11 protein-coding genes and 2 pseudogenes are annotated in these 12,919 nt (G+C 55.7%); 9 read left to right on the forward strand and 4 right to left on the reverse strand.

All coding sequences use genetic code 11. The annotated features are described in order from the left end of the window. The coding region (gene tnpC / locus K7H91_RS24710; RefSeq protein ID WP_230722827.1) for an IS66 family transposase at positions 1–825 on the forward strand (825 nt) is incomplete at its 5' end. Between the two features lie 252 nt (positions 826–1,077). Here the strand turns inward: tnpC and K7H91_RS25940 are convergent. Together K7H91_RS25940 and K7H91_RS24715 are read right to left on the reverse strand one after the other, a co-directional pair. After that, positions 1,078–1,239, reverse strand: a pseudogene (locus K7H91_RS25940) (IS3 family transposase); the annotation flags it as partial. Positions 1,240–1,855: 616 nt separating this feature from the next. Next, a complete protein-coding gene (locus tag K7H91_RS24715) occupies positions 1,856–2,470 on the reverse strand; it encodes a response regulator (protein WP_230722828.1) in 615 nt (204 codons plus the stop codon). A 224-nt stretch (positions 2,471–2,694) separates the two neighbouring features. Between K7H91_RS24715 and K7H91_RS24720 the strand changes: the two genes are divergently transcribed. The 5 genes from K7H91_RS24720 (at position 2,695) to K7H91_RS24740 (ending at position 8,436) form a co-directional block, all read left to right on the forward strand. Continuing rightward, positions 2,695–3,207, forward strand: a complete 513-nt coding sequence (locus tag K7H91_RS24720; RefSeq protein ID WP_230722829.1) for an oxidoreductase — start codon at positions 2,695–2,697, stop codon at positions 3,205–3,207. Between the two features lie 4 nt (positions 3,208–3,211). Then, a complete protein-coding gene (locus K7H91_RS24725) occupies positions 3,212–5,812 on the forward strand; it encodes an ATP-binding protein (RefSeq protein ID WP_230722830.1) in 2,601 nt (866 codons plus the stop codon). Between the two features lie 473 nt (positions 5,813–6,285). Then, the gene (locus tag K7H91_RS24730; protein WP_230722831.1) at positions 6,286–7,164 is read left to right on the forward strand and encodes a CsgG/HfaB family protein; all 879 of its coding nucleotides are present in this window, start codon (positions 6,286–6,288) and stop codon (positions 7,162–7,164) included. A 2-nt stretch (positions 7,165–7,166) separates the two neighbouring features. Beyond that, a complete protein-coding gene (locus K7H91_RS24735) occupies positions 7,167–7,910 on the forward strand; it encodes a hypothetical protein (protein ID WP_230722832.1) in 744 nt (247 codons plus the stop codon). 79 nt (positions 7,911–7,989) lie between these two features. Then, complete coding sequence (locus K7H91_RS24740; protein ID WP_230722833.1) at positions 7,990–8,436, forward strand: hypothetical protein; 447 nt, start codon at positions 7,990–7,992, stop codon at positions 8,434–8,436. Here the strand turns inward: K7H91_RS24740 and K7H91_RS24745 are convergent. After that, a complete protein-coding gene (locus tag K7H91_RS24745; RefSeq protein WP_230722834.1) occupies positions 8,405–8,848 on the reverse strand; it encodes a hypothetical protein in 444 nt (147 codons plus the stop codon). The two genes, K7H91_RS24740 and K7H91_RS24745, sit on opposite strands and share 32 nt — an antisense overlap. Positions 8,849–8,932: 84 nt before the next feature. Continuing rightward, positions 8,933–9,253 (reverse strand): annotated as a pseudogene (locus K7H91_RS24750) (IS21 family transposase); the annotation flags it as partial. A gap of 545 nt (positions 9,254–9,798) precedes the next feature. Between K7H91_RS24750 and K7H91_RS24755 the strand changes: the two are divergent. The 3 genes from K7H91_RS24755 (at position 9,799) to K7H91_RS24765 (ending at position 12,906) form a co-directional block, all read left to right on the forward strand. Further along, positions 9,799–10,446 carry a GIY-YIG nuclease family protein gene (locus K7H91_RS24755; protein ID WP_230722835.1) on the forward strand — a complete coding sequence of 216 codons (648 nt, stop codon included), beginning with the start codon at positions 9,799–9,801 and terminating at the stop codon, positions 10,444–10,446. Between the two features lie 193 nt (positions 10,447–10,639). Beyond that, complete coding sequence (locus K7H91_RS24760) at positions 10,640–12,640, forward strand: AAA family ATPase (RefSeq protein ID WP_230722836.1); 2,001 nt, start codon at positions 10,640–10,642, stop codon at positions 12,638–12,640. Further along, positions 12,637–12,906 carry a hypothetical protein gene (locus K7H91_RS24765; RefSeq protein WP_230722837.1) on the forward strand — a complete coding sequence of 90 codons (270 nt, stop codon included), beginning with the start codon at positions 12,637–12,639 and terminating at the stop codon, positions 12,904–12,906. The genes K7H91_RS24760 and K7H91_RS24765 overlap by 4 nt, the downstream gene beginning before the upstream one ends. Positions 12,907–12,919: the final 13 nt, after the last annotated feature.

Raw genomic sequence — 12,919 nt, forward strand, 5'->3', positions numbered from 1 at the left:
GAAGTCAAACGATGCTACGGCTGGGCTGTAAAACGAGATCATACGCGATGGTGCGGAAACGAGCCGCCGGCAATTGTCTACGTTTTTAAGGAATCGCGTGCGGGCTATAATGCCGTCGAAATCCTTGAGGGATTTAGCGGGCATCTGCATGTCGATGGCTATGCGGGATACAACCCCTTAACAGAAGAAGACCGACCCGAGGGCCCGGTTGGACTGATTTATTGCTGGACTCATGTTCGCCGGCGTTTTGAAAGAGTGATTGAAAAAGACGGTTCGAGAGCAGCAGAAGCGATCAAGGAGATGATCGATAACCTTAACAATATCGAGAATAAATTTAAAGGCCAATCACCTACTGCTCGGCTCGAGGTAAGAACGAGAAAAAGCAAACCTATCGTCGACAGGATTTTTCGAAAATGCGAAAGTTTAGTCCACCAGATACCCGAGAAGTCCAATCTTCGCAAAGAAATCAATTATACATTGAACCTTCGCGAAGGCCTGACAAAATTTCTCGAGGATGGACGCTTCGACTTTGACAACAACTTGGTCGAGAATTCCATCCGAAAAATAGCAATCGGTCGCAACAACTTCCTGTTTGCCGGTTCTATCAAGGGCGCAGAGGTGTGGTTGGCGATGACCTCGATCTGCGAGACCTGCCGGTTAAACCGCGTATCTCCAGAGCTCTATTTTGGCTGGGTGCTTGGCAGCATCAACGAGGATGTCATCAAATTACTTGAGCAGGATACCTTGTCAAAAAAGCAAGAGCGAGAATTGTTAAAATTCTTCGATAAGCTTCTTCCCTGGAATTGCCCTGTGGGGCGCTATTAATCGGGAGTTCAGACCGATTTTTCGCCTGGCCACCTTTAGGTGGTCGGGCATCTGGTCAGATCTTGTCCCTCAGCGCAAAAGGTCGCGCGGTAACGCCGGCCTGCCGCGCTTTTGCCGATACCAGGGCGAAGGTTCGGACGGCAGCAAAGCGCCACCATATCGGCCGTTCGAGGAACTGAGGTCGTACCCCAATTGCCGACCCACATTCTGAGCGAGACGAACTCCCACAATGCGCCCGTTGCTGACTCTCCCTAGCGTGGCGACGTGCAGCTGCTCAGTCTCCAGCTCTTCTCCCCTCGCGAGCCGTCGCAACATCCGGCTTCCGGCAAACGGGTAGTTGAGATGCAGATCGTCGATCTGCCGCGTCAGGGCCAGATCGCCGCCAGAGACCGGACGAAGCCGACAATAGAAACTGCACGGCTAAAATCGAAAAGCTTCGGGAAGAAGCGCTGTCAACTCTTGAGCAACGTGACCTTTGGAGTAGGCCGAGACAATGTTGCACAGTCAGGCGCTGTGCAGCTTCAGCCGGCCCGTCGCGCCCCCATCCGCTGCGATACCGGCTAGCGCGCTCCGGTTTCAGTCCGGCCGCGCCTATGCGATGAAACTTAAAGGCGGCAAGACCGGCCTTGTCGAACTTGAACTCGGCGAGGTGGCGGATGGTTACCGGCGGCGTGGCGGCGAGTGCTTTCCTGCCGGCCTGTGCCGATTTCTTTTCCGAAGAGGAGAGGAATGCAGTCAGGAATAGCAAAGAATGTGCGACGCTGCTCGCCAGTCGGTTGCTTTTGCCGTCAATGAAGATAAGCGGTTGTAGACGGATGGCATCCCTCCGATTGCAGGTAAACTTGGTGCTTGGCAACTGATGCAATCTGTCGGTCAACCCAAAGCTGGAAGCTGATATTCTGTCTCGAACGCTTCAACGCTTGCGAAACTGCCAGCTTCATCCCGCGCTGGCCCGCTTATCCTACCAAAGCCCAATCACCGCGTTGCTCCTGGAGGGAGGCCCTTTCAAAAGAATGAGGCAGTAAGTCGCTCAGAAAAGGCCGGCGTCCTTTGCGATCATGGCCGCCATGGTCCTGTTGCGCGCGTCAAGCTTGCGGCACAGCGTTTTCACATGAAGCTTGATTGTCACTTCCTGAAGGTCGAGCGAACGTGCGATTTCCTTATTCGATTGCCCTGCTGCCAGCCCACTCAGCACTTCCAGTTCGCGCTGGGTTAGTTTTTCCTCTAGCGGGTGAACACTCCGTTCCTCTTTTTCGGTCATAAACTGCACAGGCGCATATTGTTCGCCGGCCACCATGAACCGAACCGCGTGAATAAGAGACTTGGCTGGCAGGCTTTTCGGTAGAAAGCCGGCCGCGCCGGAGGCCAGCGCCTCTTCTGCGACAGCTCGTGATGCCGTTCCCGACAATATTGCGACAGGGCTGCCGAAATTGAGCTCTTTTGCTTTCTCCAGGCCGCCTAGTCCGTTCATTCCAGGCATTTCGTAGTCCAGCAGAACCAGGTCAAAGGGGCCTTCATCAGCCATTTTCCTTGCTGCATCATCGAAATCCGCGGCAGCGGATATTTTGAGATCGGGCTCATTCGAGAGGAATGCGCAGATCGTATCCCGAACCAGTTCGTGGTCGTCAGCAATCAGAATTCTCATGGAATTCTCCCTTCCCGCGCAAGTCTGCCTAAAATTTAGTGTTTACCGTAAAAATGCGTGACCTGTCACCCACCGTGCCATTGGTTTCAAATATGGCTCTACGGTCCGCAACTGCCAGACCAACTATCCTTTCGTATAGACCAGACAGCCTTTTGTGCCTGACATACTACCGACGGAGAAAGGTATAAGGTGAAAGCGTCGGTTTTCAAAAAGGAGCGTGGACAATGGGGTTTCGATGGATATTCGTAGCGGTGCTGGTCCAACTCTTGTTGCTCGCACCAGCCAGGGCCGATGAACTGCAACAACCGGCGGGCCGGGTTATTCTGGAAGTCTCGGGCAAGATCGGGGTCACAAACACGGTAGATAGCATAGCCGAGTTCGACCTCTCCATGCTGGATTCACTGCCGCAAACGCATTTTAGAACGTCAACGATCTGGACCAATGGCGTTCATGAATTCTCCGGGGTTGAGCTTGTTGTGCTGCTCGATGCTTTGGATGCGGACGGGACATCGCTGGTCATGACCGCATTGAACGACTATGCCATTGACATGCCGACTTCGGAAGCGGTTGAAGGCGGGCCGATTCTTGCGACGCGCGTCGATGGAGAACCGCTTTCTGTGCGTGAGAAGGGACCGATATGGCTCGTATTTCCATTTGACCAAAAGCCGGAGTACAAGACAGAGGTCACGTATTCCCGTAGCATATGGCAAATGAAAACGATCAGGGTCGAAGACTAGGCACATGCGTTATGTGGCCGGAGACAAGCAACGTAGTATCAAGTTTTGCAGTGCGCGCGGGCTGTATGTTGCTGCCGGCTTGTTCTTGCTCGCGCTCATCCTCGTTCTGAGTCTGCTTGCCGCCCAGCTGGTGCAGGAACTCTCAAGGTTGCGATCTGCGTCTACCGACAATGTCCAGTGGACAATGGCGCAGCTTCAGGTGGAACTCCTGGTCTTGCAGCAGACAATTATCGAAGCTTCAAGCGAAGAAGACCCAGAGTCGCTTGATGAAGTCCGGCAGCGTTTCGATATCTTCTACAGCCGGATCGATACACTGAGGAACGGAAGCGTCTTCAGCGAGGGTGCGGACTCGCTGGCAGCGCGCGCCCGACTGGATGAAATCGCGTTGGAACTGCGACGCGCAATCCCGTTTGTCGACGGGACTAACCGCGCTCTGTTCGATGCCCTTCCCGAACTTTATGAAACATTCGGGGAAATGCAGCCGCATATCCGTGCAATCGCACTTAGAGGCGTGCGCCTTCTGGCGGAAAGATCTGATGAGGAACGGCAGGCATTCTCGGGTTTGCTGCTCAGGACCGGCCTTCTGGCCGTCGGCGTAATTGCAGCAATGTTTCTCGCGTTGTTTCTGGCATTGTGGCAGTTTCGCGTCGCGGGACAGAAGACACAGGACCTTCAGGCGCAGAACCTGCTTTACGAAAGCGCACTCAACGCTGCGCTTGAGGCCATTATCGTCTCCAACGAGGCCGGCTATATCCTTGACTTCAACCCGGCGGCCGTGCAGCTGTTTGGGTACACCCGAGAACAGGCGCTGGGGGCCAAGGCCGAACAATTGATCATCCCGGGCGAGGAACTGGAGCTGCACCGCAAGCGGCGCAGCGAATTTCTCAGCCAGAGCGACGGGGCTGCGCTGAACCTCTCGGGAAGAATGGAGGTCAATGCCAAACGCGCGAATGGAGACATTTTCCCCGCTGAGGTTTCCGTCGGGGTTACAAGACGCGGCGAAGCGCGGACGATCGTCTCCTATATCCGTGACATCTCCGACCGCCGGCGCGTCCAGGAAAACCTGACCCGCGCCCGTGACGAAGCCATGGCCGTCGCGAAGGCGAAAACCGATTTTCTTGCTGTCATGAGCCATGAAATGCGCACTCCGCTCAACGGCGTTATGGGGCTGCTCGACCTGCTCAATGAAACCCGGTTGACGCGCAAGCAACGCGACTATGTGAAAACCGCGTTATCATCAGGAGAAATACTGCAGCATCACGTGGATGATGTATTGAATATTACCCGAATTGAAGCTGGCGTGACCGCGCTTGACCCTGTTCGGATTGAAGTCGGTCCGCTGCTGACGGAAATCAAGAAAATGAACGATCCGGCCGCAGCCGCGCGCGGCAACATCATCAAAGTTGATGTGGAAGCCGGTCTGGAGACCTTTGACCAGGACCGTCACGGCTTGCGGCAGGTGCTGATCAACCTTGTCAGCAACGCGATCAAATTTACGCGCAATGGCGCGATCACCATCACGGCTCGTCAAGGCACACCAGTCGGATGGATTGAGTTGAGTGTTTCGGACACCGGCATAGGCATCGATGATGATGACCAGGCAAAAATCTTTGATGATTTCGTCATGCTCGACTCGTCCTACCAACGCCTCACTTCCGGGTCTGGCCTCGGCCTGGGCATCAGCCGGCGCATCGCGGGTTTGCTGGGGGGCGAGATCGGTGTCGAAAGCACTCCGAAAAAGGGAAGCCGCTTCTTTCTGAAGTTGCCGCCGCTTCCCGTAATCGAGGATCCATGCCCGCCGGAAGACCTGCAGCAACGCCAGGTCAGTCCTGAGCGGTCGGCGGGGGCATCAGTCCTGCTAGTGGAAGACAATGAAACGAACCGTTTCGTGGCGCGTGAAATGCTCTCGGAGTATCGTTGCGCCGTCAGCGAAGCGCGCGACGGTCTCGAGGGCGTCGAGATGGCCGCAAAGCAGAAATTCGATCTTATCCTGATGGATGTCAGCATGCCACGCATGGACGGACTGGGCGCGACCCGCGCGATCCGTGAGGGCGACGGTCGTTCACGGGAAACGCCGATAGTCGGTTTGACCGCCCACGCCCTGCCGCATGAACTTGCCAAACTGAAGAATGCCGGCATGCAAGACTGTATTACAAAGCCTCTCAGGCGAACCAAAGTTGCTGAACTCATCGCCAGCCTGCCGGGAACTGTTGCCGCCATCGGGCCTACTGATGAAATCACAACTGCGCCTGCCGGGATTGATGGCACGCTTGTTGATCTTGAGACACTGAATGATCTCAAACAGGCTCTTCCTGCGACGTTGCTCGAACAGCAGATCAAACGCTTCAGAACAGAACTTGATGACACATGCGCGCGGTTCTGTGCCGAAATGTCAGATGTCACCGATCTGGAGGAGCTGGCAGCATACGCGCACCGAATGGCCGGGGCTGCGGCGGTATTTGGAGCCTTTGCCATGCGCTCTGTTCTGCTGGAGATAGAGTCAGCGGCGAAACACGGTGAGCGCGACAAGTTGCAGCCATTGTGCAATCAGGCAAGGGGCCTAGCAGAGAGAACTCTCGCGCACCTGTCCACTTTGGTCGCCTAGGCCGTAGGGCGGTTAATCTGAATTTCCCGATGTTTTCGCTCTCTGTTTTGACGCATCGGATCAACGAAAAACCTGATTCCACTTTTTCGCCAGACGCCTTAGCGGCCTGTTCAGGCCGTGATGACGCCCGGCGCTCAGGCCGTCTCCCTGCCACCCCATCGGTCAATCTTCGGTGATATCCGAAGCCGTCCCAACCGCCCTTCTGATTGCGGTCGCGTGCCACGCTTGAATGTGTTCGAGCCTGCAGCGAGAGACTATATCCTTACGCCTTTCGCATAGTCCGCCGCTCGATTTCGCGAATGGTTCAACCATCGGCATATTTAGCGTGGTCGATTTAGGTAAATTACTAATCCCATTGACAAAAATTATATCCGGACAAGATTCTTAATAACCTGTTTCGAACGCCACGCCGCCATCGCATTCGCTAAGTTCATCTCATCCAAACGCTAATTCAGCGCGAACGGGGGAATGAGATGAGGAATGCAGATAACATTCGCAGAAGCAGGAAAGACGCTCGCCTGAGCCGCTCGCTGATCAGAGGTGCTCTTCTGGCTCTGTCGGCCTCCGCACTGGCTGCCTGCACCACCGCTTACAGCAAGGACACCTATGTCCAACCCATTTACGGGTCACCTGTCAAAACCAACAATACGCCATATACGACCTGCCTTTATGACCTTGCAAAAAAAGGCAACACCCGCAAGCCGGTGGTTGCCGTAGGGCAGATCTCCGACAAGACCGGTCAGCGCACATACGCCAAGCACAGCGACAGTTCCGAACTGACACAGGGTGTATCAGAAATGCTGATCAGCGCTCTGTTCAAGACCGATCAGGTGACGATCACCGAACGTCTTGACGTCCGTGTGCCGCTTGCCGAGCAACAGCTGATCGAACAGGGCGCCATCAAGCACAAGGTCGCCGCACTCAACGTAATTCCGGCCAATTTCGTTGTTCTGGGAGCTCTCACGGAGCTGAACTACAACATCATGAGCGGTGGTGCCCGCCTGTATGTCAGCGGGATTGGCGGCGGCGTACGAAAAGCCGTCATCAATGTCGGACTGGATTTGCGCTTGGTCGATATGCGTAGCTTCAGAACACTCTATGTCTCAAGTCTTCAAAAACAGATCGTTGGCTACGAAGTGGAAGCGGGTGTTTTCCGTTTCTTCGGCGACAGCCTCGTGGAATTCGACGCCGGAGAGGTCAGAAACGAGCCACTGCAGCTCGGCGTTCGATCGGTCGTGGAACTGGCAACCTACCAGATCCTCACCAATGGTCTCGGTTTTCCGACAGTGAAAAATGAAAACTGCGAACCGGGACAAACAACCCTGAAACTGGCTCGACTCGAGGAGAAATGAAAATGATGAACCCTATCCTGAAAAGCTCGGCTGGCCTCGTCGCATTGTCTGCCGCCCTTGCGCTCTCGACCCCCGGCGCCCATGCGTTCGATTCGGTCAACTGGGTCTGGGATGCAGCCGTTACAACCACCGTTGATACGGCGGCGAGCGCCATTACCGAAGTCATGCCCACCGGCCTGGAGCAGGTTGAAAGCGAGCAGCAGGCGCTGGGCAGCATGTCCTCGGTCAGCGCCGTCACCGCCATTGACAACGCGCTCATTTCGGGGCTGACAGGTGCCGCGCCTGTGACCGATCTTGCAGCAATCGACTCGTCGGCAACCTCTATGGGTAACTCTGCCGCTCTGACGTCCGACGTGCAGATGGCCTTCGACGCACAGCAGTCATTTGGAGGCATCGACGTCGCCCTTGGTGCTCCGCTTGTTGGAGATATTGCCGATCTGTCCCTGCCGGGGCTGATTGATGCGTCCTCCTCCGTGATCGGGGTCCTGAATGCCTCGGTCGACAGTGCCGCCACCGGTGTCGCCAACAATCTGACGGCGAAACTCGAAACCACATCGGATCAGGATGCGTTTGCAATCGGCAACAATGTCCAGACGGCCCTTGCTACGATGGTTTCGCTCTCCACGGTTGACGCAGTGAGCTTCGGCGGCTTCAGCGATCTGGGTACGCTTGATACCCCGGCGATCAATTCCGCAGCCACGGCTGTCGGCAACAACTTCAGCGTTGAGATCGACGGAATCAACTAAAGCGCACCTGGACCGTCAGGCAGCCGGAACACCCCCGTCCGGCTGCCTGATTTCATTTGAGGGGGGCAAGGAAAAAGACATGTCTGAAGCGCGTTGTATTGTAAGGAAAGGCTTTTCGGGCCATGCCTCGGCATTCCTGCTTCCATTAGCTGCGTTTATGGCTCTGGATTTACTGTCGCCAGCGCTCGCCGGTGGCCGGGAAGTTCTGGTCGGGCCACACCCGTGGGATTTTCCGAAACGCCATCGTGAGGCCAATCTGGCCATGGAAGAGGGCCGTCGCAATAACGACAGAACGGCCGGCGCGGCGGCGGTCGCAGGCGCTGCCGGAGTTCCGCTGGTGATCAATTCGGCGTCGTACGCCGTTGGCAACTGGCAGCAGATCGAGATGACTCTGGCGGAGGGCGCCGAGGGCCTTATCATGACGGAGAATCATCAGACCAATTCCGGCGACGCGGTTGCGATCTCGGATGTCATGAGCGAAGCAACCAAGAACGTCACCAATGACTGGTCTTGGGTCCAAGAATGATTGCAAACAGCATCGGGGCCTCCAATGACGCTTCCGTCGTCGGCCGTGTACCGCAGGGGGCCCCGCTCAACAGTAACAACAGGAGAAAATGTGGCGACGTCAGGTTAATCTGAATGAGTGCGAGGTGTGCATTATCCTGATTAATCAAATGGTAAAGGTAATGATGATCGATCAGATAAGAGGAAGATCCAAACCCATTTTCAAGCCTCGGGTTTTCGGCGCAGCGGCACGGTTTCAATGCTGTCGGCACTGTGGCATCCGGGCTGAAGAACTCCGGTCCGCCGGCAACCATGCGCAGCTTGAAGCCGATCCCGATTCCGAAAATCGGGAAACACATGACGATGAACATGATCAGCGTCACGCTGTCAACGGCGGCGTAAAAACCGGCCACGGGGCGAGCAAAAGTCTGCACGTTGAAAGCCCGTAAGAGGCCCGCGGGAGGCCGTAGCCCGAGCGGGGGCCTCTTACCGGCGTTGCAATTTTCTGAAGGTTTTCAGTCGGCCTTTCGGGCACGGCTTTGTGCAAGACGGTAGCCGCCGGTGAAACCGCATTCGTTGCGAAGCCGGTCAAACACACGCTTGGCCGTATGGCGCTGTTTGCGCGGTACTTATCTGTCTTCATCCGACCAGTGGTCGATCGTCGAAACGAACGCGTCCAGCTTCGGCCGCCGGACCGGTGATTGTCGCCGATAGCCAAGAGGCGTCGAATACGACAGCATCTTCTCTACGCTGTCGCGGGATATGTTGAAGTGTTTGGCTGCCTGACGTCGGCTCATCCCTTCCGAGACGGCCAAACGAACCTTCAGATAGAGTTCCACGGTGTAGATCCTCTGTCCCTCCTGCGATCATTGCAGAAGGAAAATAGGTGGCCGGATTTTTATCCGCCCGCGACCGAATTATTCCGCCGCTTCCGTGGCCGACTTTTGCACCGCCGATCTCAGTGAGCGGCTGAGTAAATTTAGGCCACGGGGCGGAAGCTGCCATTAAAGCTTTCAAGAAAGCCCTTCTGCATCGGCTTGTCAGGAGCGATTTAGTGCCATTCAACATGGGTTCCTGGCACCATTTGACGATCGCCATGCTGGTAATCTCCGTGTCGTTTTCGGAGGCAATCGTAGGTAGGTGGGCTTTTGTCACCCACTTTCTGGCTTGAAAAAATAGTTAATTTTTTGTTTTGATGAAACCTACAAGCCTTTGTTTCTTAACGATTATCATCGTTAACTAGGGGAGTTAGGGACGCTTACGACAATTCAGCCGCATCGAAAAGCTCTCCCGCGATGGACTGATTGATGGACGTCCGGGATATCGCTGCCCGGAATGCTATTGCGAGAAACTCCAGTCCGAGGCGCACAAACGAGGTTGGACGTTGGTCGGTCCCGATCCGGAAAATGATCCGAATTACAGGCTCTATCGACACTCCACTGGCTGTGGTCACCGCCAGAGAATTGCTGTTGCCAATATGTCCAGCGCACGGTTCGGCTGCGAGCGATGCGGCGAATGCTGGTCGTCTGCGCCCAGCAATCTCTACCTTATTAGTTTCACGGTTCCAAACCAGGGTGAGTACCTCAAGCTGGGCTACAGCCGGAATCCACAATCGCGTATCGGCTTCCAGTTCGGCCTGTCAAAAGGGGTTAAAGCGTCTTTGCTGAAACTCTATCCAATGCCGACTGGCCACGCCGCACAGAAAACGGAAAAGCGACTGCACAACCGTCTCCGACATCGCTTTCCGGATGCGGTGGTCCCGGCAAGCGAGCTTTCCGGATGGATCAACGTCGTGAGCGAGATCTATCGTCCACGCATCCTGACTGAAATCCAACAACTGCTGAAAACGGAAATCGAACGAAACCGTTCATCCGGACCATCCGGAAAATCCGGACAGGACACGAGTACGTTCCGGTTTCGCCAAGGCCAACGCGGAAAAGCTTGCGTTCCGGATCAGCATCCACGCGGATCCGGAAGATCAGAGGAACGGGGGCCAGAAAGAAGCGTGAGGCATCCGTTCCGGAATGGCTGAAATTCCGGGTCAGCGCAGGACCCGGAATGAAAAGCTCAAGGTCTTGTTCCGGGTTCGAGACTACGAAACGGAAAAACCGTCACCCCGAAACGGACCGAGTCCGAAGCCGCCCGTCATGAACACCATAACCGCGCATCGTCGTCGGGCGCACACCGTTTAGCTGAAGCACTCCCCCTTTAAAAAGGAGATTTCCATGTTTCCATCAACAAAGAACACCAATTGGCAGATCTATGCCGCCACGCTCATCGAGCGCCTCAAAAAGAATCCGGACCTGAAGCTCTTTGAAGGCAAATATCCCGGACCACTCCGAGGTGGACGACAAAAGGAGGAGGCGAAATCCCCTTCGTTCATCGCCGCGTTGAACGCCATTGAGGAAAAGGCATTTGCCCCACTACACTTCGATGGCGAAAACCACGCCGATGATCTATTTGTCGACGACGAAGCACCGAGCAATCATGCGCTCCCATCGCGCGCACTGTCACTTGCAATCCGGCTTGCCCAAACATTTGGCGACGACGCTTCTTTTGACCGGAAGTGCCTTGGCCAGGGCAAGTTGGCGGTCCTAACGTGCAACGATCCTATTGATATCGACAGTCTTTACCGGTTGATTGCGGTGACGCTGATCCCGTCCAACTGCCCAGTGACAATCGAACCGTCTCATTTCACCGGGTTTAGTTCCGAACTCATCCTCCTTTTCCCAAAGAATGAAGACGGTAAGATCTCAGACTTCAATTTCCGTCAGTTCACCAGCAACATCTACGCGGCTCTGGAGCAACAGACGCCTTGCCTGATCATCTTGCCAACTACATTGACACTGCCCGGCGACCTGCTTGAGCTTCTACCTGCCCCCATCGCTGTTTCGCCGCTCTCTCGTGAGGGAATGGCGATCCATCTCAGGGAAAGTCACGGCGTTCAGAATGACGACATGAGCGAAGTCGAAGCGCAGCTTCCCGACGACAAGGAGATGGCATCCTTGCCATTCAGGTCGATCGCGGTTGCTCTGCGAAACCCGACAGCGAGCGGCGTGGCCGCAGCGTTGAAATCGAGAGCCGAACCTCGAAATTCAAAAAGCCCAACACTGGAGGAATTCAGTGGTTCGTCCCCTGCCCTGATGGCCGCCAGATCCATGGTCGCTGACCTGATGCTTTGGCGAGACGGCAAGTGCAGTTGGGATGATATGACTCGATCCGTTCTGCTTTATGGCCCTCCAGGCACCGGGAAGAGCCATCTTGCGAGAGCCATGGGCAATAGCGCCGGCGTTTCGTTCATTCAAAGCAGCCTCGCAGAATGGCAAGCGGCTGGGCACCTTGGCCACTTCCTGGCCGCCATGCAGCAAACTTTTGCTGAAGCGAGAAGCAAATCACCGGCAGTTCTCTTCATCGACGAAGTCGACTCAGCGGGGACCCGTTTCGACACTGACGATCATGGAAGGAGCTACAGAAGGCAGGTGATCAACGGCGTTCTCGAGCAAATCGACCTGATCATGCGGCATGAGGGCGTGTTGTTGGTCGGTGCCTGCAACGACCCATTAGCGCTTGATCCGGCGATCCTTAGAGCTGGCCGGTTCGACCTCAAACTGGAAGTCCCGCGTCCCGGCATTCCCGAACTTATCGGCATGCTCAAGCGCGCTCTACCTGATGCTGCCTGCGAAGACCGCCTTGAACCGCTCGCACGTCAGGCTGTCGGCCTAACGGCCGCTGAGATCGATGCGGCTATCAGGCAGGCGCGATCCACAGCTCGAGGTGCCGGGCGTACATTCACTCTGAATGATGTCAGAGCCACGCTGAATATCAGCACGAAGACATTTCCAGCACTTGATCAACGTGTCGCTCTCCATGAGGTGGGACATGCCATCGTCGCGGTGGCTCTGCAGCTCGGAGAGGTTTCTCGCATCGCAATTACGCCCCAAGGCGGCGAGACCTACAAGGCGGTTCAGAAGAACGAGGGCCTGCTGTCAGATATCCAGGCGGAGATGACATTTCTTCTGGCGGGGCGCGCCGCCGAGCAACTCGTGCTCGCAGATGTGTCCGCCGGCTCAGGCGGCCCCTCGGGTTCAGACCTCGCGATCGCGACAAATCTGGCTTTGAAGATCGATACCAGCACCGGGCTTGGTGCCGCCGGTCCGGTCTGGCGCGGTGAAACTGCTACCCTCTTCGCGAAGCGAGAAGGCACCGCACGCACGTACCAGAAATGAAGGCTTACGACGATGCTATGCGTGCTCTTCAGGACCACTATCACGATGCTGTTGGAAAGCCCTGCGGGCTATTGCGCGACGGGCCGCGCAAAGAGAGACTTTCGACCGTCGAACATGCCACCCGTAAGCGACAAGCCGCGAAACTTGCAAAGGATATCAAGAACGTCAAACACATGCGGCGAGAAACGGCGGCAGAGGCTCAAAACATCGCGGACCAGACCAGGATGTTCGTCAAGAACCTTAGAGCCGGATTCAAAAGTTCATGACGGGAAACAATAT

This window comes from Martelella mediterranea, from assembly GCF_021021415.1.
Lineage (GTDB): Bacteria > Pseudomonadota > Alphaproteobacteria > Rhizobiales > Rhizobiaceae > Martelella > Martelella mediterranea_C.